Origin of the sequence: Amycolatopsis sp. NBC_01307, from assembly GCF_035975215.1 — a bacterium.
Lineage (GTDB): Bacteria > Actinomycetota > Actinomycetes > Mycobacteriales > Pseudonocardiaceae > Amycolatopsis.
The window spans coordinates 10251452-10275194 of record NZ_CP108403.1 but is presented as its reverse complement, the minus strand read 5'-3'; the positions used below and the strand labels follow the sequence as shown (position 1 = coordinate 10275194).

Here is a 23743-nt window from a genome sequence, read left to right as displayed (position 1 = left end):
CCGGTTCGAAGTGAATAGCGGGTGAAGGAACGGTGTCAGGTCACCGGGAACCAGGTTCCGGACGCCCATTCCGTGTCGCCCCAGGCTTTTCGCTCTTCGGCGCGTGGGTCGAGCACCAGATCCGTGTCTTCCCGGAAAACCAGCACCGGCCGCAGCTCCGGGCCGTACGGTGGCCATTCGGGGCCGTCCGCGTCCGCCACACCGTCGTGCACGAACCGCACCCAGCAGCGGTGGATCAGGAACGCCGCGCGCTCGCGGGCCGGGTTCACTTCGGTCGCCTCCGCGAACAACGGCAGCGGCGTCTTCCACGCCATCGTCGTCTCGGTGCCGTGTCCGCCGTCGAGCTGCTCGGGCACGCCGGGGGCCGCGATGTCGATGCGGTAGCGGTAGACGGGCGCGTGCGCGGACTGCGCGTCGGCGAGGCGCTGGGTCGGGACGCCGTAGCGTTCGTCGCCCATTGCGGCGATCTTCGCGGCGTTGAGGTCGGGGACGCGACGGAGGTACGTCTCGAGGAGCTGCGAAGCGCCTTCGTCGCCGAGGATCGTGGAGAGGACGTCGTCCGCCGGCGCTGTCGCGGCGTCGTCACCCAGCATCATCGCGTACGTGCTGCCTTCGTTGCTGTTGCAGCCGACGAGCAGCGGGACGCCGGCCGCGCTGCCGCGGCGGATCGGCTCGATCGGGACCTCGGGCAGCACACGGGGGTGCAGCGTCGGGCGCCACAGCCACAACGCCTGGAAGCCGCTGAGGATCCGTTCCTGCGCCTCGACGAACTCCTTGGCCGGCAACGCCCGCAGGGCTTCGACGTCGTGGCAGCCGACCTCGTCGAGCAGCCGCCGGGCCAGCGCGGTGCCGGTTTCCGGCGTCGCCACGTGGTCCGCGCCGCCGCTGCTGCTGATCGCCTGCGCGAACAACCCCGCGCCGAGCGGGCTGCCCATCAGGTTCCCGACGCTCTTCGCGCCCGCCGAGACGCCGTAGACGGTGATCCGCGACGGGTCCCCGCCGAACGCGGAGATGTTGCGGCGCACCCACTTCAGGGCGGCGATCTGGTCGAGCAGGCCACCCACCCCGGCGTCCGCCTCGGCCTCGCCGAAGACGCCGGCGAGGTGCAGGAACCCGAGCGAGCCGAGCCGGTAGTTGATCGTGACGACGACGATCCCGGCGCGCGCGAATTCCTCGCCGTCGCCGAGCTGTTCGCCGTGGCCGACGCGGTAACCGCCGCCGTGCAGCCAGAACAGCACCGGGTACCCGCCCTCGGGCGCGGGCTCCTCCGGCGTGCAGACGTTGAGGTACAGGCAGTCCTCGTCGCAGACCGCCCGCGGGTTCATCGGGTCGGGCGACTGCATCGCGTGCGGCCCGTACTCCGCCGCGACGTGCACGCCACCTGAGAGCGAGGGCGGCTGCGGCGCCTTCCACCGCAGCTCGCCCACCGGCGGCCGGGCGTACGGGATCCCGCGCCACCGGCGGACGCCGTCACCCGCCAGCCCCACCAGCGCCCCGAGCTCGGTCGTGACCGTCGGGACCGAGGCCATCAGAGGGAGGCCTGCTCTTCGGTCGGGAGGCACACCTCGAACCGGGTGCTCCCTGGCTCGGACTCGACGCGCAGGTCGCCCTGGTGCCGCTCGACGACGATCTTCCACGAGATGTCCAGGCCCAGCCCGGTGCCCTCGCCGACCGCCTTGGTCGTGAAGAACGGCTCGAAGATCCGGCCCTTGATGTCTTCCGGGATGCCCGGACCGGTGTCGCCGATCTCCACGCGGACCTGGTCGTTGACGCCCCAGGTGCGCAGCGTGAGCGTGCCTTCGCCGCCCATCGCACCCAGCGCGTTGTCGATGATGTTCGTCCACACCTGGTTGAGCTCGCCCGCGTACGCCGGGATCTTCGGCAGGTCGCGGTCGTACTCCTTGACGACGCGGACGCCGTCGCCGATCTTGCCGGCGAGCATCACGAGCGTGGAGTCGAGGCCGTCGTGGACGTCGACCCACTGGTGCGGCGACCGGTCCATCTGCGAGTACTGCTTGGCCTTGCCGACCAGCGCGGAGATCCGGGTGGTCGAGTCCTCGATCTCGCCCATCAGCATCTCGGTCTCGAGCGCGTAGGCGAGCCAGCGGACGGCGCCGTCCATGAAGGTGTCGCCGACCTGCTCCAGGACGTTGTCGAGGTCGGTCGTGGTGAGCCCGGCCCGGACGTAGATGTCGGCGAGGTCCCAGCCGCCGTCGATGTCGTGGTCCTCGAACCAGTCGCTGATCTGGTCCTCGCGGTCGGACTGCTGCATCGCGCTCAGCTTCGGGGCCTGCGCGACCTGCTTGACGAGCTTTTCCTGGACGTCGATCAGCTGGTAGAGCAGCTCGGGATCGATGGTCTTCTTCGCCAGGAACGCCAGCTTGTGCCGCATCCCGGCGACGCGCTCGCGCAGCGCGGACGTCGCCCGGACGGCGGCCGCGGCCGGGTTGTTCAGCTCGTGCGTCAGGCCGGCCGACAGCTCGCCCAGCGCCAGCAGACGGCGGCGCGAGCCGATCACGGTGTCGCTGTTGCGCCAGCCGAGGTACATGCCTTCGAGCAGGTGCGTCGCCATCGGGAACCACCGGCGGAACTCGACGGAGAACTCCCGCGAGGGCAGCGCCAGGAACGTGACGTCGGACAGCGCGCGCACCGAGGCGCCGTAGCGGTGGTCGGTGTCCTGGTGCACGAAGAACTGCGTCGCGCCGAAGTAGACGCCACGCTGGTCGGACCGGTTGGTCTCGACCTCGGTGCCGCTGACGAGCCGCGTCATCCGGATCGCGCCGCTCAGCAGGACGTAGAAGCAGGTCGCTTCGTCGCCTTCGCGGATGACGACGGTGTCGCCCTCGTACTCCTCGAGCACGGCGTTGCCGGCGATCCAGTCGAGCTGGTCTTCGGAAAGGTGTTCGAACAGGAAGAGGCCGCGAAGCTCTTCCCGCGGCAATGCGCTCATTCCTTCACCCCTGTTTTGTCGGTGGCCGGGGCTACGTTTCCCGCATGTCCCGCTTTCGCTTGACGCCCACAGCCGAACAGGAGGCTCGGCTGCTGGTCCATTGCGCCCACGCGCGGTTCGTCTGGAACCTCGCCGTGGAGCAGCACTCTCATTGGCGGCCCGGGCGGCCGCTCCCTCCAGGCTACGTCGAGCAGGCCCGGCAGCTGACCGAGATCCGGGACGAACACGCGTGGTTGCGCGAGGGCTCGGTCACCGTCCAGCAGCAGGCGCTGCGCGACTTCGCCCAGGCTCTGCGCAGCTTCTTCGGAGGCACCCACGGCAAGCCGACTTGGCGCCGAGCGGCGGTCCACCAGGGATTCCGGCAGGTCGCCGTCCGGCCTGAGCACGTACAAAGGCTCAACCGGCGGCGCGCCGCCGTGTGGGTGCCCAAGGTGGGCTGGGTCCGGTTCCGCTGGTCGCGGCGCCCGTCCGGCGAACTCAAGTCCTACCGGATCACCCGCGACCGCGCCGGGCGGTGGCACCTCGCGTTCGCCGCTGTCCCCGCGCCCGTTCCGGCGCCGGGCGACGGCAGCGCGGTCGGGATCGATCGAGGCGTCGCCGTGTCGGCGGCACTGTCGACCGGAGAGCTCCTGCACTGCCCCGGGCTGTCCCGCGCCGAGCGGGCCAGAGCGTTGCGGCTGCGACGGCGGCTCGCCCGGGCCGCCCGCGGATCGAACCGGCGCGCCCGGCTGCTCCGGGCGATCGCGCGGCTGACCGCCAAGGAGTCCGCACGCCGGAAGGACTGGGCGGAAAAGCTGACGACGCGTGTCGCCCGCGAGTTCGACGTGATCCGGGTCGAAGACCTGCGCATCACGCACATGACCCGATCGGCGAAGGGCACCGCCGCGGCGCCGGGACGGCGAGTGCGGCAGAAGTCGGGCCTGAACCGGGCGATCCTCGCCCAGGGGTGGGGTCTGGTGGTCTCGCGCCTGGAGAACAAAGCTCCGGGCCGGGTCGAAAAGGTCCCCGCCGCCTTCACGTCGCAACGTTGTTCCGCCTGCGGGCACGTGGCGTCCGAATCCCGCGAGAGCCAAGCGGTGTTCCGGTGCGTCGCCTGTGGGTGCAGCGGCAACGCGGACGTGAACGCGGCCAGGAACATCGCCGCCGGACGGGCGGTGACCGCGCGGGGAGGCGGGACAGTGGTCCGGCCGGTGAACCGTGAACCTCGGCGACCCGACCCGGCCGTGCCGGGCTCGCGCCGCCGGAATCCCCTGGTCGGATGACTGCGGGGAGGACGTCAATGTTCCTCCAGGTACCGGTGTACCAGCGTCACGGCCATCGCGCCTTCGCCGACCGCGGAGGCCACCCGCTTGACCGACTGGGACCGCACGTCGCCCGCTACGAAGACGCCCGGGATCGACGACTCGAGGTAATGCGGGTCACGGTCCAGGGTCCAGCCCCGGGGGCGCTGGCCGGCGGCCAGCAGGTCCGGGCCGGTGCGGACGAAGCCGTGGTCGTCGCGGTGGAGGTCGTCGCCCAGCCACTCCGTGCGGGGGGCCGCGCCGATGAAGATGAACAGGTGGCCGGTGTCGACCTCCTCGGTGACGCCGTTTTCGCAGAGCGTGAGCCGCTCCAGGTGGTCGTCGCCGTGGGCCTGCTTGACCGTGGTGCGGGTGCGGACGTGGATGTTCTCGATGCCGGCGATCTGCTCGATCAGGTAGTGCGACATCGACGACTCGAGCGACTCCCCGCGCACCAGGATGCTGACGTCGCTGGCGTGCTTGGAGAAGAACACCGCGGCCTGGCCGGCGGAGTTCGCGCCGCCGACGATGTAGACGTGCTCGCCCTTGCACTCGGGCGCCTCGGTGGGCGCCGAGCCGTAGTAGACGCCGCGGCCGCTCAGCTCCTCGATGCCCTCGGCGTCGAGCGCCCGGTAGGTGACGCCGCTGGCGAGGATCACCGAGTGCGCGGCGATCTCGCTGCCGTCGCCGAAGGTGATGACCCGGGACGAGCCGCGGGCCTCCAGGCCGACGACGTCGCGGGCGGTGAGCACCTCGGCGCCGAACTTCTGAGCCTGGCGCCGCGCCCGGTCGGTCAGCTGCGCGCCGGAGACGCCGTCGGGGAAGCCGAGGTAGTTCTCGATGCGCGAGCTGGTGCCGGCCTGGCCGCCGGTGGCCTTCTTCTCGACGAGCACCGTGCGCAGGCCCTCGGACGCGCCGTACACCGCGGCGCCGAGCCCGGCCGGGCCGCCGCCGATGACGACGAGGTCGTAGAACTCCTGCGCGGGACGGGTCGACAAGCCGACCGCGTCCGCGATCTCGCCGCTGGAGGGGTGCTTGAGCACGGTGCCGTCGGGGGTGACGATCACCGGGATGTCGGCTTCGACGGCGTCGGCGGCCTTGAGCAAGCGCTTGCCCTCGTCGTCCTCGACCGAGTACCAGCGGTAGGGCACGGCGTTGCGCGCGAGGAAGTCGCGCATGTGGAACGACGGCGACGAGTACCGGTGGCCGAGGAGCTTGACCTCGTCGACCGGCTTGTCGCCGACGGCCTTCCAGGTCTCGACGAGCGCGTCGATCACCGGGTAGAGCTTCTCCTCCGGCGGGTCCCACGGCTTGAGCAGGTAGTGGTCGACGTCGACGACGTTGATCGCCTGGATCGCGGCGTCGGTGTCGGCGTAGGCGGTCAGCAGGGCCCGGCGGGCGTGCGGGAACAGGTCCATCGCCTTCTCGAGGAAGGCGATGCCGTCCATCTGCGGCATCCGGTAGTCGGCGAGGATCGCCGCGACGGCGTCGCCGCGCAGCTTGATCTCGCGCAGCGCGTCGAGGGCGTCGGCGCCCGAGTCGGCGCGGATGATGCGGTAGTCCTTGCCGTAGCGCCGGCGCAGGTCACGGGCGACCGAGCGGGACACGGCGGGATCGTCGTCGACGGTCATCAGGATCGGCTGGCTCACGCTTGCAGCCTACGGCGCGAGGGGCTCCGCTGGGGAGGACCGGCGTTTCGGCACCTGGACCCGCTCCAGGTCCGTGGCCACCACGATCTCGCCGTCGAACTCGGCCCGGGCTTCGTCGAAGAACCGCTGAGGCTCGGTGTAGCGCTGCGAAAAGTGGGTCAGCACGAGCAGCCGGACGCCGGACTCGGCGGCGACGCGGGCGGCCTGCTGGGCGGTCAGGTGGCCGAAGTCACGGGCCAGGGCGGTGTCCTCGGCGAGGAAGGTCGACTCGATCACGAGCATGTCCGCGTCCTCGGCGAGGGCGTAGACGCCGTCGCAGAGGCGGGTGTCCATGACGAACGCGAACCGCTGGCCGCGCCGGGGCACGCTGACGTCGTCGAGGCTCACCGTCCCCAGCCGGCCGTCGCGCTGGAGCTTGCCGACGTCCGGGCCCTGGATGCCGAACGAGCGCAGCCGCTCGGGGAGCATCGTCCGGCCGTCCGGCTCGACCAGCCGGTAGCCGAACGCCTCGACCGGGTGACTCAGCAGCCGGGTCTCCAGGACGCCGAACTTGCCCGACGCGATCTGGCCGCTCGAAGAGATGGGCTGTTCCCGCAGGTCGGCGGTCTCGTAGAACGACGTCGCGTGCCGCAGCCGCTCGAAGTAGTGCGCGCCGGACGCCGGGAAGTGCGCGTGCACCGGGTGCCGCACCTTGTCGAGCGACAGCCGCTGGATGACGCCGGACAGCCCGAGGCTGTGGTCGCCGTGGAAGTGCGTGACGCAGATCCGGGTGACGTCCGTGACCGCGACGCCGGCGTGCACCATCTGCCGCTGGGTGCCCTCGCCGGGGTCGAAGAGGAGGCCTTCGCCGTCCCAGCGCAGGAGGTAGCCGTTCTGGTTGCGGTGGCGCGTGGGCACCTGGCTCGCGGTGCCCAGCACCACCAGTTCGCGGGTCACATCCCCGCACGGTACTCAGACCGCGGCGGGCGTGTTCGCGATCTTCCGCAGCCGGAACGCCAGCACGAGCAGCACGATCCCGTAGACCAGCGCGTAGATCCCGGCCAGCAGCGCGACGCCGTACGCGCCCGCGATCGGGTTGATCACGATGAGGATGCCGGCGAGCACGGAGATCGCGCCGGCCAGGATGAGGAACGCCTCGCCCTGGATCTGCTTGCGCAGGCGGATCGCCGCGGTGATCTCGGCGATGCCGGTGACGATCGCCCACAGCCCGACCAGCAGCGCCAGCAGCAGCACCGTGATGCCCGGCCACACCAGCACCACGATCCCGGCGACGATGCCGAGCACGCCCAGCACGCCGTACGCGGCGCGGTGGGCGCCGTCACCCGGGCGGAACGCCTGCATCAGCCCGCCGATGCCGTCCACGATCGCGTAGACGCCGTAGAGGATCGCGAGCACCAGCACGGTCTCGCCCGGCCAGACGAGCGCGAAGATCCCGAACAGCACGGCGAACACCCCGCGCGCGGCGGTGAGGGGCCAGGCTTGCCGGGGTTCGACGACGATTCCGAAGGCGGTCATGTCCCGCTCCTTTGCACTCCGGGAGCCCCAGTATCGCGACACCCGGGGCCCTCGGCGCGGTTCACCACCCGTTCGGGCGTGGATCCCGGAGCAGGAGCTCGACGTTGCGGTCGGCGGCGGTCCCGGCGCCCCGCTCGGGGCCGTCGCGGTGCTGCCAGTAGTTCGCCGACAGCTCGCGGGACAGCCCCGCCAACCCGATCGGGTCTTCACCGCCGCCCGTCACCGGTCCACTGTGGTCGACGATGGTGACCACAATGGACAGCGTGCCGTCGGCGTTGTCGCGGACCTCGACGAGCCGGGCCTGCTGCGGCCAGTCGATGTGCGACGCCGTCGTCACCTCCCAGAACGTCGCCTGCGGGGTCACCTTGTTCTCGTGGGTGTGGCCGTTCACCCACAAGACGACGTTCGGTGACGCGTGCAGCAGCGCGGCCAGCTCGTCGGCCAGCACCCGCCGGTCCGGGCCGTGGTCGTTGACCAGCGTGTCGAGGGGGTGGTGGCTGAACAGCACGACGAGCCGGTCCGCCGACGCCGCCAGCTCCGCGCGCAGCCACTCGAACTGGGGAACGTCGAGCGAGCCCTGCCAGAAGCCGTGCGGGTTGACCGTGTCGAGCACCAGGCAGCGCAAGACGCCGTGGTCGAACGCGTAGTAGGCGGTGTCGGACTCGGCGTTCGCCCGGACGTACCCGTGGCCGTGGCAGTCGACGTGCGCGCCGATCCACTCGGCGCGCGAGACGTGCCGCCGCTCGGCGTCGGGCGTCACGGGCACCGTGGCGCCGTCCAGCAGCCGCGCGACGACGTCCCGCTCGGCCTGGTCGAAGCCGTGCAGCAGCTCGACGACGTCACCCTCGGGCAGCGCCGTCAGCTTGGCCCCGCCGACCGTGATCTCGCCCAGTTCCGGCCACGGCGGGACGACGCCCTGCAGCATGTTGTCGTGGTTGCCGTAGACGGCGTACCACGGCACGTGCAGCCCGGTCGCCTCGAACGGGCGCGCGGCCGCGTCGAGGGCGCCCGGCGCTTCCGGGAAGCCGTAGCGGGCCCGCGCGTGGTCGTCTTCGCAGCCCTCCGGCGTGCCGTCGGGGTGCCAGTAGCGGACGTCGTAGGTCGCCGGGTCGCTCGCGTGGACACCCTCCCAGTGCCCGCGCTCGCCGGAATCCGGGTCGACCGGGCCGCCGTCGAGCGTGCCCAGGTAGGCGCGCAGTTCGTTGGCCTGGCAGGCGTCGGTCGCGTCGCCGGTGGACACCGCGAAGTCGACGTCGAACTCGTTGACCGCGCGGACCATCGCCTCGACGACGTGCGTCGTGAACACGTCCTGCGGCCGGTAGGTGCCGATCAACGGGAGGTATGGCCGCAGCGGCGAGTCCGGGTCGGCGTGTCGTTCCAGGTACTCGACCCGGCTCGGCGACTGCGCGTCCATCACGTGCAGGTCCGACAGGTGCGCGAACCGCGCCAGCGGCGTCCCGGGCCGGGAGGCCGACGCCGGCGCGAGGTCCTCCCGGACGGCGTGCGGCTCGCCCGGCGCCTCGGCGAGCCGCCGGTAACCCAGCTCGCCCGCCTCGGCCCGGACGATCCGCCGGCGCGTCGTGTCCACTACGCGTCCGCCGCCAGCAGGACCGGGCGGCTGCCGAAGCCGACGGCCGCCGTGCTGCCCGGGAGCAGCTCCGCGGCCGTCACGCTCGGCAGGTCCACGAGCACCGTCGTGCCGTCCGGCAGCACCGCCGTGAGGCGGGTGACCGCGCCGCGGAAGCTGTGGTCGGTGACGCGGGCCGGGCCGCCGGGTTCGAGCGTCACCGACTCGGGGCGGACCAGCACGCGCACGGCCGCGCCGTCCGCCCGCTCCCCCGGCTCGGCCAGCTTCAGCCGCTGCCCGGCGACGTCGACCTCGGTGCCGCCGCCGGTGACCGTGCCCGCGAGGTGGTTCATCGTGCCGACGAACTCCGCCACGAACGCCGTCGCCGGGCGCGCGTACAACGCGGCCGGGGTGTCGCACTGCTCGAGCCGGCCGTCCTTCATCACGCCGACGCGGTCGGCGATCGACAGCGCCTCCTCCTGGTCGTGCGTGACGAACAGCGTGGTGATGCCGACCCGCAGCTGCAGCCGGCGGATCTCGTCCCGCAGCTGCGTGCGCACCTGGGCGTCCAAAGCGGACAGTGGCTCGTCGAGCAGCAGCACGCGCGGCTCGATGGCCAGCGCCCTGGCGAGCGCGACGCGCTGCTGCTGGCCGCCGGAGAGCTGGTGCGGGTAGCGCTTGGCGTGGCTGTCCAGCCCGACCAGCTCCAGCAGCTCCTGCGCCCGCTGGTGCCGGGGCGCCGTGCCCTGGCCGCGCAGCCGCAGCCCGAACGCGACGTTGTCCCGCACGGTCAAGTTCGGGAACAGGCTGTAGGCCTGGAAGACCATGCCCATGTCGCGCTTGTTGGCCGGCACGCCGACGACGTCGGAGCCGTCGACGAGCACCTCGCCCGAGTCGACCTGCTCGAGGCCGGCCAGCACGCGCAACGCCGTCGTCTTGCCGCAGCCGGACGGCCCGAGCAGCGCGACCAGCTCGCCGGGCTCGATCAGCAGGTTCAGCCCGTCGAGGGCCTTGACGTCGCCGAATTCGCGGTGCAGCCCGCGGAACTCCACGGAGGCGCCCGTCTTGGTTTCGATCACGGTCATCAGGCGGTTCCTTGCGGTGCGGGGGCGATGGGCGCGGCCGGGTTGTGCTCACGACGGCGGCGGCCCGCGACGAGGGACAGGACGAACAGCAGCAGGAAGGCGACGAACAGGCTGAACAGCGACACCGCGACCGACACGCCGGCCTCGGACTGTCCGGTTTGGACGGTCCACACCGGGAAGGTGTCCATCAGCAGGATGCTGGCCAGGGTGTATTCGCCGAGCACCAGCGCCAGGTTGAGGAACGCGGCGCCGAACACCGCGCTGCGGATGTTGGGCACGATCACCCGCAGCAGCACGGTGCCCCAGCCGGCGCCGAGGCTGCGCGCGGCCTCGACCAGCGTCGGCAGCGCGATCGCCTGCAGGCCCGCGTCGAGCGTGCGGTAGGTGAACGGCAGCGCGAGGACGACGTACTCCAGCACGAGGATCACGGGCGTCCCGTTGATCACCTCCGGCGCGTCCGCGAACACCACGAGCACGCCGTTGACCAGCACGATCGGCGGGATGACCAGCGGCAGCAGGCTGATCCCCTCCATCACCCGGCGCAGCTTCGGCTTGCGCAGGTGCACCCAGCTGACCGTCGGGACCATGATCAGCAGGGTCAGCACGACCGTGCCCGCGGCGACCCACAGTGACGTCCCCAGCGTCTCGAACAGGCCCGGCTCGTCGAGCAGCTTGCTCCACGAGACGAAGCTGTGCGTGTCGTTGACGTCGCGCAGGCTGAACTCGACCGACGCCGCCATCGGCACCAGGAAGTACAGGCCGAACAGGGTGAGAATGGTCCAGCGACCCCATTTGTTGGTCATCCGAGCCACCTCGACGCGCGCCGCTGCATCCACGAGTAGAACGCCATCACGATGGCGACCACGACGATCATGCCGAGGCCGAGCGCCTTCCCGAGGTTCTGCTGGTCCGCCACGACGTTGCCGGAGACCAGCGAGCCGATCTGGATCGGCACCAGCGGGATGATGCCGGTGGTCAGCGCGTACGCGGTGGCGTAGGCGCTGAACGCGTTGGCGAACAACAGGAGCGTCGAAGCCAGGAACGGCGGCAGCAGCACCGGGACGGCGATGAGCCGGAAGTACTGCGTGCGCGTCGCGCCCAGGTTCTCCGCCGCCTCGCGCCACTGCGCGCGCATGCCCTCCAGCGCCGGGGTGAACACGATGACCATCAGCGGGATCTGGAAGTAGATGTAGACGATCGCGATGCCGGAGAAGCTGAACAGGCTGAACCCGGACGCGTAGAGGTCGAGGCCGAGGCCGGTCAGCGCCTTGGTGACGATGCCGATGCTGCCGAGCGTGGCGATGAACGCGAACGCCAGCGGCACGCCGCCGAAGTTGGCCAGCACGCCGGCCGCGCTGGAGACGACCTTGCGCAGCAGGCCGTCCGGCTTGGACCCGAGGACGGCGTGGGCGAGCAGCGCGCCGAGCACGGCGCCGACCACGGCGGTCAGCGCGGACAGCTCGATGGACGTCACGAACGACCGGCCGAACTGGTCCTTGAAGGCCGCGCCGAGGTTGTCGGTGGTGAACGCGCCGTCGTTGTCCTGGAAGGCACCGACCGCGACCATCACCACCGGCGCGCCGAGGAAGACGCCGGTGTAGGCGAGGAAGGGCAGCAGGCCGAGGTGGCCGGTCACCCACTTGAGCAAGCGCCGCGCGAACCCGGGGCGCACGGGCACGGCGGCAGGCGATGTCGCGCCTGCCGCCGTGGTGAGGGTCTCGGCCGTCACGTCAGCCGACGGCCTTCGCCCACTCGTCCGCGACGACCTTCTTGGCCGCGTCGATCTGGTCGTTGGTCGGGAACTTCGTCTCGCCGGGGATCTGCGGCAGGGCCGCGAGCGAGGTCTTGTCCGCGGTGCCCGCCGTCTCCATCTTCGGCAGCCGCGCCGGGCGCGAAAGGCCCTTCAGGAAGAGGTTCTGGCCCTCGTCGGAGAACAGGAACTCCTGCCACAGCCGCGCGGCGGCCGGGTGCGGGGCGGTCTTGCTGACCGCCTGGCAGTAGAAGTTCGAGTAGACGCCGTCGGCCGGGACCGCGACCTTCCAGTCGACCTTGCCCTCGAGCTTCTTGGCGTAGCCGGCCTGCAGGTAGTCCCAGTCGAGCGTGATCGGCGTCTGGCCGCTCTCCACGGTCGCCGCGCTCGACTGCACCGGGATGAAGTTGCCGGACTTCTTGAGGTCACCGAAGTAGCTGATGCCGGGCTTGATGTCGGCGAACGAACCGCCGTTGGCCAGCGCCGCGGCGTACACGCCGGCGAAGGCCGCGCCCGCCTTCGTCGGGTCGCCGTTGAGCGCGATCTTGCCCGCGTACTCCGGCTTCTTCAGGTCGGCGAAGGACGTCGGCGGGTTCGGCACCTTCTTGGCGTCGTAGCCGATGGAGATGTAGCCGCCGTAGTCGTTGACCCACTGGCCGTCGGCGTCCTTCTGGTTGTCCGGGACGTCGGCGAAGGTCGCGACCTTGTAGGGCGCGAGCAGGCCGTCCTTGGCCGCCGTCAGCGCGAAGGCGCCGCCGAGGTCGAGCACGTCGGGCGCGCGGTCCTGGCCCTTGAGCTGCTTGACGGCGTTGACCTCGTCCTGGCTCGAGCCCTCGGGGTTGGCCTCGGTGACCTTGAGGCCGTACTTCTTCTTGAAGGCGTCGAGGACCTCGCCGTAGTTCGCCCAGTCGTGCGGGAGGGCGATGACGTTGAGGGTGCCTTCCTTCTTCGCCGCCTCGACGAGCTTGTCGAGCCCGCCGAGGTCGGCGGCCGACTTGGCGGTGCCGGCGGCACCGGAGTCCTTGTTGTCGCTGGAAGATCCGCCACAGGCGGTGAGTACCAGGGCACCTGCGGCGACCGCCGCGGTGAGCGCCGCGAAACGTCTGTTCACTTGCTACGTCCTCCGATACCCGGGGTGGCTGTGCGAGCGAACGCTCCCCGAGCAAGGTGAACAATCCATAACTTCCCGGTAAATATGTACTACCGTACGCATGCACGCTCTGTAATCACACTTTTCGCCCGTTCGGCGGTTGCCCAATAACCCGGCCGACGGGTTTCACGTGAGGACGTCCATTACGGAGAATGAGGACCGGCGTGCGCCGCGGCCGCCACCACGGCGCACGCCGGTTGATCAGGGGTAACTCACCAGGTTGACGGGCTTGGTCCCCGTCGGCGTCGTGTCACCGGTGGTGTTGATGACGTGCGTGATCGTCCCCTGGTAGTTCAGCGAGACGGTCACCATGTCGTGGAACTTGACACCCGGGGTGTTCGGCGCCTCGAAGGCGTGCGCGCTGGCGACCGAGGGGTTGGTGCTGAAGAAGCAGTAGCTGCCCAGCCCCCACGCCTCGTGACTCGTCACGTTCGGGCCCACCTTGTACGCGGAGTAGCCCTTCGTGGAGCCGTTCATCCAGCCCGCCTGGTTCGGCACGTCGTACGGCATCTCGTTCTGGAAGAAGTACGTCCGGCCGCCGTTGCCGTTCCAGACGACCTGCGTCTTCTGGTAGTGCTCGACGAACAGGCCGTACATCGTCACGTTGTTGCCGTTGACCGTGAGCCCGTTGTCGGCGGTGTTGGTGGTCCAGCCGACGTTGTTGCCGTTGTCGGCGTGATCGGCGCGCCAGATCCACATGTGGTCGCCGATCACGTTGTTGCTGTTCACCACCAGGCTGTTGGTCGCCTTGCCGACGGCCGGGCCGCCGATCCGGAAGAACACGTCGTGCAGCGACGTCGGGTCGGCCGAGTGGTCGGCGGTCGAACCGGCCGCACCGACCTGCATCAGCGTGTTCGAGTTGGTCGTGCCGGCGTCGATCAGCAGGCCGGCCACCTTCACGCCGTTGACGTCGTCGACGTTCATCGCGGTGACGCCGCCGTCCGGCACCAGGGTCGCGATGCCGAGGCCGAGCACGACGGTGTCGGGCCGGGTCACGTGCAGCGCCTGGTTGAGGTGGTAGACACCGGGCGTCACCAGCAGGTTCTTCCCGGCGGCCAGCGCGGCGTTCATGTCCGCGGCGGTCGCGCCGGGCTTGGCGATGTAGAACTGGTCGATCGGCAGCGAGGTGCCCGGCGCGGTGCCGTTCGCCCAGCTCGTGCCGGAGGCATTGGTCTTCACGCCGGGGACGAACACCTGGTAGTTACCGGCGTTGTCGATGTAGAGGAACGGCTTCTCGCGCACGACCGGCGTCGAGGCGACGGTCGTGTAAGGCGGGCTCGGGAAGGTGTTCGAGGGAGCGCCCTGGACGCCGGCGAAGACCATGTTCCAGTTCGAGCCGTTCCAGCTGCCGAACTGCGAGTTGCGCGAGATCCACTGCTGCTGCGAACCGGAGCGGACCTGGCCGTCGATCTTCGAGTCGGAGATCCAGCCGCCGCTGGCCCAGCCGCCGTCGTCGAGCTGCAGGTCACCGCGGACGTGCATGCGGCGGTACGGCGCGGCCTGGCTGACCGCCCAGCGGTCGGCGCCGCCGGTCGGGTTGACGGACAGGTTCTCGGCGCCGCGCCAGAAGTTCTGCGTCGCGTTCTGCGGCGGGAACCAGTCGGCTTCGACGTGCACGGCGCCGTTGATCGTCACGGCGTCCGGGCTCAGCCCGAGGCCCAGCACCTGCGTGTAGAAGCCGACGTTCACGTCGTTGGAGTACGTGCCCGGCTTGAACATCACGGCGTAGCGCTGGCTGCCGAACTGGTTGCGTTCCTGCTGGCTGAAGATGCTGTTGAGCCGGCTCTGGATGCTGGAGCTCGACATCGACGGGTCGAAGATCACCACGTTCGGGCCGAGGTCCGGCTGGCCGGAGGTCGGAGGAGTAGTGCCACCCACGGGGGTAAGTGTGAACGACTGCGCACTGGTGTTGTTACAGGAGTACTGCTGAAGCTGGACGGAGTCGGCGGTGGAGGCGCTCGGCACGTCGAGGCACTTCCCGCTGTTCCGGTTCACGAAGTGGTACCGCCCGCTGCCCTCGTCGACGGCCTGCCACTGCTGGTTGAGGCCGTTCGAGTAGCTCCACAGCTGCACGAGCCCGCCATCGGCGGTCGAGACGCCGGTGACATCCCAGGCCGCGGCGGCGTTGTTGCGCGTGTTGACGCGGAAGTAGCCGTCCCCGGTCGACTGGAACTGCCACTCCTGGGAAGCGCTTTGATTGCAGCTGTACTGCTGCACGACGGTGCCGTTGGCACTGGCGGCAGCCCGAGCATCGACACACTTACCACTGTTCACGGCGGCGACCGTGTACCACCCGTCAGGGGTGATCGCGGCCTGAGCCGCCGGCGCCGCCGCGACGACGGTGATCAAGCCCGCGACCAGGGTGGACGCTGCCGAGAGCACCGTCATCACCCGCCGTCGCACCGGACTCTTCATCGAAACCTCCTCTGCCGCACAGGCGGCGTTCTTCGAGCAGGAAACGGCAGAGGCATGCCCGGTGAAGACGCGGCGTAACGGGCGGGGACCTCGGCGTCACAACCGCCGAAAATGTAACGGCGGACACACCGGGAGTCAATACACGCCTAAAAATAAGTCCTAAAACTGCAGGTCACAAGGTTGTGCCCGAGTTGGTGACCATGCAGGCACCCCCGCGTCGAGGGCCTCGGGACGGCGTGTAGGGTATGGCCATACGAGATGCGGAGTACACCTTCGCCTCGGGGCTATGGCGCAGCTGGTAGCGCACCTCACTGGCAGTGAGGGGGTCAGGGGTTCGAGTCCCCTTAGCTCCACGTAACGAGCCTTATCACAAACTTGACCCTTCGAGGTCAATGCGGATGAGGTTGCCTCACCGGGAGCGTCACGCTGGTTCGCCAGGGTGGCGCTCTTCTTGGTTTTGCGCTCGATCAGGTAGGCATCTTGGATGGACTGGAACGGCTCCTTGAGCACTTGGTCCGTGACCTTCTCGGCGTCGAGGTAGAGCCGGGCGAAGAACACCCGGTTGAGCATGCCGCGTACTACTTCGTCACCAGCCTTGTACACCTGGTACGGCTCAGCCAGCAACTCGAACGCCTGGTGGAAGATCGTCCGACTGGTGTCAAGGTTCGTAGTTGACCGTTCCAGCGTCGCCGTGATCTCGGCTTGCTCGGCCCGGATGCCGTCGAACCTGCTGCGCAGCTTGGCTTTGGGCCACTCCTCCTCGGCGGCCAGGTCGAGGAAGTAGCTCTCTTTCTTGTCGAGCTTGACAAGTTGGGCAGCGTAGCGTTCGCGCAGCTCGTCAGTCAGCTGACGGTCAGCGCTCACTGCCTCGTCAATGCCCGCCCGAGCCGTCGCCAGCCATTCGGCCGGCATGGTGACCGTGGCGGCGTAGTGAGCTTCCACGGCGGCCTCAGCGACTTCTACGGGGATACCAGGCAGGTCGCACACACCGTCTTGGCGACCCCGGCAATAGAAGTAGTAGTAATCGCCACCCCGACGGCCTTGGGCGTAGGTGATCACCAACCGGTGTTTGCAACGCTCGCAAAACAAAAGGCCCTTGAGGAAGTGGTGATGAGTCCGATGACGGACGTGGGCATCGGTGTGCTTAGCGAGCAGCCGCTGCACCTGCTCGAACAGTTCCGGCTTCACCAAAGCCGTATGTCGCCCCCGATACTCCACGCCGTCATGTTCGACATACCCGACGTAGTAGCGATCTCGCAGTACGAGCCCGAGCTTCTTGGCGCCGATCGGTCCGCCTGGAGAGTTAACTCGGGCGGGCATCCGCAGCCCGGCCTGCGCCAGCTTGACGGCCAGCGTCCGGAAGTTCTCCTCACCGGTCGCGTACAGCTCGAAGGCCATCCGCACCAACGGCGCCCGTTCCGGGTCGAGCACCACGCCGTTGACCGGGCGACCGTCGACCGTGATGCGTTGGTTCAGGTAGCCCACCGGAGCGCGGTGCACCGTTCCGCCATTCCGGGCGCTGTTCGCCATCTTGGCCTTGATGTCTTCACCGCTCAAGCGGACTTGCAGCCAGTTGAAGACATCGGTCATGGCCTTCATGCCTTCGGCCATGACGCCGTCGCCGAAGTCCTCGCGGGCGGAGACCAGTTCGACGCCGAGTTGCTTTAGCGCCAGCTCGGTCGTTCCAGCCTCGATGTAGTTCTGGAAGGCCCGCGACCGCTGGTAGATGATCACGGCATCGACGTCACGGTCTTGCTGGATGCGCGTGATCATCTCGCGGAACGTTGGGCGCTTCTCGATGGTCTGCGCCGAGTAGCCGGGTTCGACGTACTCGCCGACGACTACCGCACCAAGAGTCTTGGCCTTCTGTCGCCCATACTTCCGCTGCGTGTCGATGCTGTTGCCGTCGCGGTCGAAGTCGGCGCCGGTGTCCATCTGACGCTTGCTGGACACCCGCAGGTACAGAACAACGCGCAGGGCGGGCTTGGTTGCTTCACCGCGTACGTGCCGGTTGAGGGTGGTACTGGACACCCGTTCATCACCTCCTAAATGTTAAGGAACAAGGCCAATTACGCTACGCACAAGCTGACAAGTTGGCGACGAAAGTACATCTTCGGCGCGGGTGCGGGTACGCCGATCAACCCCAACCGAGAAAGTCGCGTACTCATAGCCTCTGGTGACACATTGAACATGCCGGCCGCAAGCTCGATATTTTGTGTTCGCAGCCAAACGCGCTTTACGAGGTTGGCGGGCATGAGCGCACACGCGGCAAACTCATTGCAGATCAGCTCAATTTGCCGGGCTCGCCGGTTCAGGTCACCACTGCCAAGGCTCTCGTGCAACGTGTCTACAAAATCAAAATCAAGTACGTGCTTAAATTCATGAAGCAATGAGAATCTTTGGCGCACGGGCGGCTCGTTAGCATTGATGAATACCTTTATCTGTGCGTCCCCGGCGTTCGTGGTGATCCCGCTCGTCCCGTTCATTTGTACTCTGGCGCGAACGACACGGGAACCGTCTGCTGTTCAATGAGCCAAATCAGATTGAAGTCAGGTTCTGACGCCTCAAGCTGTTTTCGAAGTTCTGCCGCCTGTAACCGTGCAGCGTGCAGCGATTCGCCGTAGCTGAGCGGACGGCGGGGCAGCAGTGCGCGCAGATCGTCAATCAGCCTTGTTATGTCCTTTGTTGTTTTCGTCATGTTCTCCCTCCTTTCGTTGTTGATAATCCTCGATAAGCTGAGCGAGTACGTCCGCACCCTCTTCGCTGACCCCGTACGCCCGTCTGAAATACGTCCGCACCGGGGGCAGTGGTTGTGGTGTCACGCCGATAAAGCTCAGCAGTTCGCTCGGATCGAGCTTCAGAACGTTCGCAATGCGTTCAAGTACCTCGGGTGCCGCCTTGTGGCGTTCTCCAGATTCAAGCCGAGATATGAAGCTCTTGTGCACGCCCGCAAGCCGGGAAAGCTCCCCGAGCGTTATGCCTGCCTGTGTTCTTTTTGTCTTTGTATATTCTCCAATAGTCTGCGCATCTTTCATGCCTGCCTCCTCTTCATACAGGCATTATCCCGCATCAGTTGCCAACTGGCAACTGTAGTAATTACAACGAGTGACACTAGGTGTCTAGCGTACTCAAGACAAACGCCATTGCATCAGCTTCTGCACTGACTGAAAACACCCCTTGCACGTCTCGTGAAAAACGTTCAATGACATCCTGTACAACGCTCCGACGCGCTTCATCGGGACATGTGATGAGCACGCGTGGCATAACCCCATTTGGGGCGAGTTGTCCACGCCGCATAAAGCTTATATACGTCTCAAATTTGCGCCTAAGCGCAGGTCGATGTTCCGTAGCTTTATCTACCTCAACGGCCCAACTGTCCACGTTGTCACCCTTAGCAACAATCATAAACGCGTCGGGTTTTAGCAGTCCGCCGTTCCCGTCCGGCATCCACGCACGAGACTCAGCTTCGAACTGCACCAATTCCAAAGCTCCACATTGATGCGATTCGATCGCCTGAACATATAGCTCCGAAGTAGCAACAGCATGACTTATGAATCGTTCACCGGGGATAGTCGGCCGGCGAAGGTGACCTCCTTGTCCAATATGATTCTCAAAGATATCTGACAACATGATGCCGCAAGAATCGAGCGTAAACACTGTTTCCGTCGAGCCGTGAGCCGTACCACCAATTCGTCTGGAAAACGGCTTTAACACGCGCCAGTCAACGAGCCGATGCAATGCGCGTGCCCGAGAAACAATTCTACTGCGACCAGATAACCTCCTGGGGAGGGTAAGAGTGTCCCCGGCGTTAATGCGGCCGGCATGGCTCTGACCAGTGTGAACACTGGCACGCTGTTCAAGTGGCTATCAACGCCGATGACAACACCGAAGACAACGCGGCTCATGCTGAGCCTTCTCGTTTTTGACGGCCAACTGGCGCTATGTTGCGCTGGTCTTGCGTAATGCGTCGGGTCATCGCTTCCTCAACGATATGCCGCGCGACACCGAACTGTTCACGGCTGAGCGACGCGATAGCAGCAGCGTCCGAGATTGGTGGTTCAGGCGGCAAGCTGACGCCCGTCACGGACGGGAGGGTCTGACCATGGACGCAAGGCCGCATAGCGAGTTCGTATGGCGCTAGTCCGGTGAGGTCGTCCGCCGTTAAGGGACCGAAACGACGTTCGAGCAGCTTGGCATCATCATGTTCGACGGCAAAGGCGATCCGTGTAGGCACCGTGCCGAGGACAGCCGCGCGAACGACTTCCGGCAGTTGCGAGAGGTACTGATTGGCGAGCGTGATGCCCAGGCCAAAGCCGCGTGCTTGCGCCAACATGTCCGCGATCGGCAGCGGTAGCCGTACGATATCCTGTGCTTCGTCGATATATGCGAAGCATGGCTTGCGTCGCTCTGGAGCAATCTTCACACGGTTCAATGTTGCTCGCCACAACTCGGAGATAAGCAGAGCCCCCAGAAGATTTCCTGTCTCCGTGCCGATGTCACCTTTTGCCAAGTTGACGAGCACTACGGAACCACGACGAAAAATATCTTCAAAGTCAATGCCGGCCGATTGTCCCAGCATAAGGCGAATCGGTATGCGTTGCGTGAAAGCTTCGACCTTATTGAGCACACTGCCGATCTGTTGCAAGACGTCGTTCTCGGATAACTGATCGAAGCGTTCCCAGTAGGCGCGGTAGTGCTCAGGCAGGCGCGGATGACTGGTGACATATCGACGAAACGACGGATTGGTGAGGAGTGGCACGACTTCGCAAATTGTCATGGCGGAACCGTCACGAGCAGGCACATGGATGAGCGCATTGAGTGCAGCTCGCAAGATCTGGTCAGTACGCGGGCCCCAGTACGAAGCCCAAATCTCGCGGAAGATGTGCAAAATATTGTCAACAGCAAGCTCCCGAGCTTGCTCGGTGTGCGCATTGCCAAGGATGTTCAGCCCGATTGGCTGCTCACGCTTACTCGCGTCCAACACGATGATGCGCTTTGCGGTTTGACTGTCGATTCTTTCAAGTACGCTTCCGATGAGGTCGCCCTTTGGGTCGCAGGCAAAAACACCGTAGCCAGCCCGGATGTCGTTCAGGATCATACGACTGAGGAGCACTGACTTACCCGTACCGGTCTGCCCAACGAGGTAGGTATGCTGTGTCCTATCTTTGGCCGTCAAGGCAAGCGGCCGTGTTAGCGAAGTGGGATAGTTCGACATCGCGATAACTTGGCCATGAGTGGGCATGCTGTAGGCCGCCGGTAGCTGCCTCGCGGTACCGAAGGCCATCCCCGGCAGCGACAGGCCGCCGATGGGAAAGCCGAGCAGGCCGACACCTTCGGTGGCATTAAAGGTGACTGGCCAGGAGGCAATAGGGTACTTCCGCTGTGTGAGGCGCGCAGCAACATCCGCCGATGCGATGAACCGCCGCCGCAAGCGCACTCCTGGAGCGTTCAAGCCGTGAAGGGTGCTCCAGACACGTCCGAACAGCGCCTGAGCTCGAGCTTTTGTTGGGGCGGCCACGCCGACACGGGCGACTCCAAGCAAGATCGGTTCGCGGTGTTTGATGCGAGCGGCCTGGACCGCCTCCGCATCACCAATGCCACTCTGCTCGACGATGGCTAACGCCCCTTGGCCGTTGGCATCAAATGATGAGCGTACCGGCTCCGGTGTGCCTCCACTGACAAATATCCACTGAAGCCGTATCTCCGTATTAGGTCCGGCGATCGGCTGAAGTGACGCTAAGAGGGCGGCACTGGCCGGTTCGACGCGGGTAACCGCTAGGGGGCGATGGTCAGCTGTCGTTGTCGCTTCGGCGGCAACACGAAACGTGGGCGCGTCTGTGAGGTAGTCCGGTGCGGCGGTGATGCGCGCGCCAGCGAGCGAGCCGCGAAGGCTGGCGAGCAAGTTGGCCTCAGCGGACTTACTGGTCATGACGTAGAAGAAGATGCCTCGCACGTTGCTCACAACTTCCCAGCAGACGGGCCGCAGTGGATACAGGCTGAGCTTACTTGGATGCGTACGAGCCTGAATGTTACTTAACCAAGCTTGCCCATCCGTGGCCGATAAGTTGGCCGGCATCTGCATTTCGTACGCAACAAGCTCGTTACGCCATTTTACCGCGATAGCGTTGCGCAGCCACAGGACAAACCCCAATGGTGCAGCTGCAATACAAAGTAGTCCGACGAGCATTATGAGCATTTGGCGTCTCCTTCGCTCGACGCAGCAGGCGTACGCTGGTTAGCCTCGTCTTCTGCCAGTTGACGCGCCAGTGCTACGGCGATCTGCGCAAGCAGATCTATGTCTACGTTTTTGCGTCGCTTCTCGATGACGCGGATATACCACTCTCCCATCCATTCCCTCCGTTATTACTTGACCAGGCGTTCCAGAAGGCAACAAGCCCTACGCATTGTTATGCGTTGCCAAGTGGCAACTGTCAAGTCGTAGAATTCACAACGGGCACTCGTCGGGGGTACCCACGGGTACCCCCGACATCTTGTGTCCCTAAGCGATGTCTCGTAACTGATCTTGTGTTTGGTGGTGCTGGTGTTGCGGATCAGTCCGTGAGGAGGATGTTGTGCAGGTGTGCGATTCCGGACACCGTGTCGTTCAGGGTGCGGGCGGCGCGGCGATAGTCGCGCAGGATCTTCCAGCACTTCATCCGAGCGAGCGCGTGTTCGACGCGGGCGCGGATCTTGCGGTGGCCGGCGTTGAGGTCTTCTTTCCAGTCCGGCAGATCGCTACCGTCACGAGGTTTGCGGTAGGGCATGATCACCTCGGGATTGCCTTGGTAGCCGCCATCAGCCATCACCGGGCGCCCTGCCAGTTCGCGTTCGATTCCGGAGTCGCGGTAGACGGTGCAGTCGTTGCGGTTGCCCGGGTGGGCGTCGCCGGTGGCGATCACCAGGCGGGTGTCGGCGTCGATCGCGACCTGCACGTTCGCCGAGTACCGGTAGTTCTTCGACGGTGCCGCCAACCGGTGGTCCCGTGTCGGCACCAAGGTGCCGTCGACGATCGCGATCGCGTCGATCCGGCGTTTGCGGACTGGTGCGAGCGCCAGCAGCGGTCCGATGGTGTCGATCACTCGATGCGCCGCGGAGTGCGACACTCCGAACAGCGGCCCGATCTGGCGCATTGTCAGGTTTGTCCGCCAGTACGTCGCGACCAGCAGCACACGATCGGCCAGGTCGAGGCGCCACTGGCGGCCAGGTCGGCCATCGGCGATCTCGTCTCCGCCACGTCTCGCCACGATCCGCACCAGCTTCCGGAACTGACCTGGTTCCAGCCCCGTGAACGGGGTAATCCACTCCGGTCGCGATGCCGAGATCACCTGCACCACACCATGATCGACTACATGCACGACCAGACCCACGCCGGGTTACGAGACATCCCTTAGGAGGGCGACGGCGGCCAGCTCGTGTTCGGAGTCGTCGAACGGGAAACCGACGACAGCGGCAGGCTCCGGCTGGTGGGCGGCATTCGCCGCTCCACCACCTGCCGGAGCCGTTCCGTCTGACGCTCCAGCTCCTCAACCACGCGGGCCTGCTCGTCGACGGTGACGGCCTGGAGGCTCTCCACGGCTTCCAGTCGTTCGACGGTCGAGGCCAGCAGCTTGGAGAGCCGCCTGACCTGCACGGCGAGGTCACCGGCCTGCGGGGTAGGTATCGTGTTACTCATTTCCGAAGTCCCTTCTTCTTGGTGGCGCCCATCAGACGACGGGCGATGCGAAACCATGCGTGACTTCGGCCGATGGCGTAGCCGGCCAGGCCAGCGGCGGCCATGAGCAGAAAAGTGCTCACCGCTTGGACGACTCCGCGGCCTTCACGATCGCTCGTCCCGCCCAGACGGCCAGCAGGACCACGACGAGCCAGAACAGGAACGGCGGCAGCACGGCATACAAGATCATCCCGAAGACCCAGCAAACGAACGGCAGACACAGCAGTGCCAAGGCAACTTTTGTCATTGCATAACTCCAGACAGGAAGAAGAACTGAGAAAACAGAGAAACGGCCTACCGACGACGGCCGACGAACACCCAAACCAAGCCACCGAGGATGACAGCGGCCGCAATGGGGATGAGCGCGGGGCCTACCAGCGACAACAGCAGGTCAAAGCCGCCGGACACTGCTTGCCACAGGCTCGGCGGCAAGACCGGCTGTAGCAGTGCGGCCAAGAGCTTCAGGAACAGCCCAGCAGCGACCAACCCCGCCACGATGGCCACCAGGCGGCCGACGACTGAACCAGAGCCGTGCTTCACGAAGGGTGCACCTCCTCCCGCTATGTCGCGGTGTCACAGCGGGTCATCGCTGCTGGCATCGACTGTGGCGCAGCGGGCAGCCCGTTCGGAAGCTACGCGAACGACAAAGACGAGGTCAGAGTGGTAGCGAA

The 23743-nt window shown here is 66.7% G+C and carries 22 protein-coding genes, 1 tRNA gene and 1 pseudogene; 3 read left to right on the top strand and 21 right to left on the bottom strand.

The genetic code is table 11. The features are described 5' to 3' along the window. Positions 1-35 precede the first annotated feature (35 nt). On the bottom strand, positions 36-1529 hold the full coding sequence (locus OG439_RS46410; protein WP_326946693.1) for a carboxylesterase/lipase family protein: 1494 nt from the start codon (positions 1527-1529) through the stop codon (positions 36-38). Beyond that, positions 1529-2950: an ATP-binding protein gene (locus tag OG439_RS46405; RefSeq protein WP_326946692.1), complete on the bottom strand. Its 1422-nt coding sequence runs from the start codon at positions 2948-2950 to the stop codon at positions 1529-1531. The genes OG439_RS46410 and OG439_RS46405 overlap by 1 nt, the downstream gene beginning before the upstream one ends. A gap of 44 nt (positions 2951-2994) precedes the next feature. On the opposite strand from OG439_RS46405, the gene OG439_RS46400 reads away from it, so the two are divergent. After that, positions 2995-4212 carry an RNA-guided endonuclease InsQ/TnpB family protein gene (locus OG439_RS46400; RefSeq protein ID WP_326946691.1) on the top strand — a complete coding sequence of 406 codons (1218 nt, stop codon included), beginning with the start codon at positions 2995-2997 and terminating at the stop codon, positions 4210-4212. Between the two features lie 14 nt (positions 4213-4226). On the opposite strand, the gene OG439_RS46395 is transcribed toward OG439_RS46400, so the two are convergent. From OG439_RS46395 to OG439_RS46355, 9 genes are all read right to left on the bottom strand, one after another. After that, a complete protein-coding gene (locus OG439_RS46395; RefSeq protein WP_326946690.1) occupies positions 4227-5879 on the bottom strand; it encodes an FAD-dependent oxidoreductase in 1653 nt (550 codons plus the stop codon). A gap of 9 nt (positions 5880-5888) precedes the next feature. Then, entirely contained in the window at positions 5889-6815 is a 927-nt protein-coding gene (locus tag OG439_RS46390) for a ribonuclease Z (RefSeq protein ID WP_326946689.1), read from the bottom strand. A gap of 15 nt (positions 6816-6830) precedes the next feature. After that, entirely contained in the window at positions 6831-7394 is a 564-nt protein-coding gene (locus OG439_RS46385; protein ID WP_326946688.1) for an HdeD family acid-resistance protein, read from the bottom strand. A gap of 61 nt (positions 7395-7455) precedes the next feature. After that, positions 7456-8982: a TIGR03767 family metallophosphoesterase gene (locus OG439_RS46380; RefSeq protein ID WP_326946687.1), complete on the bottom strand. Its 1527-nt coding sequence runs from the start codon at positions 8980-8982 to the stop codon at positions 7456-7458. Next, entirely contained in the window at positions 8982-10046 is a 1065-nt protein-coding gene (locus tag OG439_RS46375) for an ABC transporter ATP-binding protein (protein WP_326946686.1), read from the bottom strand. The genes OG439_RS46380 and OG439_RS46375 overlap by 1 nt, the downstream gene beginning before the upstream one ends. Next, complete coding sequence (locus tag OG439_RS46370; RefSeq protein WP_247061559.1) at positions 10046-10849, bottom strand: ABC transporter permease; 804 nt, start codon at positions 10847-10849, stop codon at positions 10046-10048. Before OG439_RS46370 ends, OG439_RS46375 begins: the two co-directional genes overlap by 1 nt. Then, the gene (locus OG439_RS46365) at positions 10846-11724 is read right to left on the bottom strand and encodes an ABC transporter permease (protein ID WP_247061558.1); all 879 of its coding nucleotides are present in this window, start codon (positions 11722-11724) and stop codon (positions 10846-10848) included. Before OG439_RS46365 ends, OG439_RS46370 begins: the two co-directional genes overlap by 4 nt. A gap of 52 nt (positions 11725-11776) precedes the next feature. Further along, positions 11777-12907 (bottom strand): ABC transporter substrate-binding protein, encoded by a 1131-nt coding sequence (locus tag OG439_RS46360; RefSeq protein ID WP_326946684.1) that lies wholly within the window; start codon positions 12905-12907, stop codon positions 11777-11779. A gap of 240 nt (positions 12908-13147) precedes the next feature. Next, complete coding sequence (locus OG439_RS46355) at positions 13148-15361, bottom strand: RICIN domain-containing protein (protein WP_326946683.1); 2214 nt, start codon at positions 15359-15361, stop codon at positions 13148-13150. A 280-nt stretch (positions 15362-15641) separates the two neighbouring features. Between OG439_RS46355 and OG439_RS46350 the strand changes: the two genes are divergently transcribed. Both OG439_RS46350 and OG439_RS46345 read left to right on the top strand, forming a co-directional pair. After that, positions 15642-15714, top strand: a tRNA-Ala gene (locus OG439_RS46350). Positions 15715-15841: 127 nt separating this feature from the next. Continuing rightward, a complete protein-coding gene (locus OG439_RS46345) occupies positions 15842-16036 on the top strand; it encodes a hypothetical protein (RefSeq protein WP_326946682.1) in 195 nt (64 codons plus the stop codon). Positions 16037-16348: 312 nt separating this feature from the next. On the opposite strand, the pseudogene OG439_RS50520 reads toward OG439_RS46345, so the two are convergent. The 10 genes and pseudogenes from OG439_RS50520 to OG439_RS46295 form a co-directional block, all read right to left on the bottom strand. After that, positions 16349-17296 (bottom strand): annotated as a pseudogene (locus OG439_RS50520) (recombinase family protein); the annotation flags it as partial. Between the two features lie 134 nt (positions 17297-17430). Then, complete coding sequence (locus OG439_RS46330) at positions 17431-17847, bottom strand: ImmA/IrrE family metallo-endopeptidase (protein ID WP_326946678.1); 417 nt, start codon at positions 17845-17847, stop codon at positions 17431-17433. After that, the gene (locus OG439_RS46325; protein WP_326946677.1) at positions 17844-18059 is read right to left on the bottom strand and encodes a hypothetical protein; all 216 of its coding nucleotides are present in this window, start codon (positions 18057-18059) and stop codon (positions 17844-17846) included. The genes OG439_RS46330 and OG439_RS46325 overlap by 4 nt, the downstream gene beginning before the upstream one ends. Beyond that, positions 18022-18396, bottom strand: coding sequence for a helix-turn-helix domain-containing protein (locus OG439_RS46320; protein WP_326946676.1), 375 nt, complete (start codon positions 18394-18396; stop codon positions 18022-18024). The genes OG439_RS46325 and OG439_RS46320 overlap by 38 nt, the downstream gene beginning before the upstream one ends. Positions 18397-18472: 76 nt before the next feature. Then, complete coding sequence (locus OG439_RS50515) at positions 18473-19099, bottom strand: replication-relaxation family protein (protein WP_442792268.1); 627 nt, start codon at positions 19097-19099, stop codon at positions 18473-18475. A gap of 163 nt (positions 19100-19262) precedes the next feature. Further along, a complete protein-coding gene (locus OG439_RS46315; RefSeq protein WP_326946675.1) occupies positions 19263-21557 on the bottom strand; it encodes a type IV secretory system conjugative DNA transfer family protein in 2295 nt (764 codons plus the stop codon). A gap of 355 nt (positions 21558-21912) precedes the next feature. Further along, a complete protein-coding gene (locus OG439_RS46310; protein WP_326951577.1) occupies positions 21913-22692 on the bottom strand; it encodes a transposase family protein in 780 nt (259 codons plus the stop codon). Positions 22693-22748: 56 nt separating this feature from the next. Then, complete coding sequence (locus OG439_RS46305; RefSeq protein ID WP_326946674.1) at positions 22749-23033, bottom strand: hypothetical protein; 285 nt, start codon at positions 23031-23033, stop codon at positions 22749-22751. Continuing rightward, positions 23030-23155, bottom strand: coding sequence for a hypothetical protein (locus tag OG439_RS46300; protein ID WP_326946673.1), 126 nt, complete (start codon positions 23153-23155; stop codon positions 23030-23032). Before OG439_RS46300 ends, OG439_RS46305 begins: the two co-directional genes overlap by 4 nt. Positions 23156-23366: 211 nt before the next feature. Continuing rightward, positions 23367-23612, bottom strand: coding sequence for a hypothetical protein (locus OG439_RS46295; RefSeq protein WP_326946672.1), 246 nt, complete (start codon positions 23610-23612; stop codon positions 23367-23369). Positions 23613-23743 lie beyond the last annotated feature (131 nt).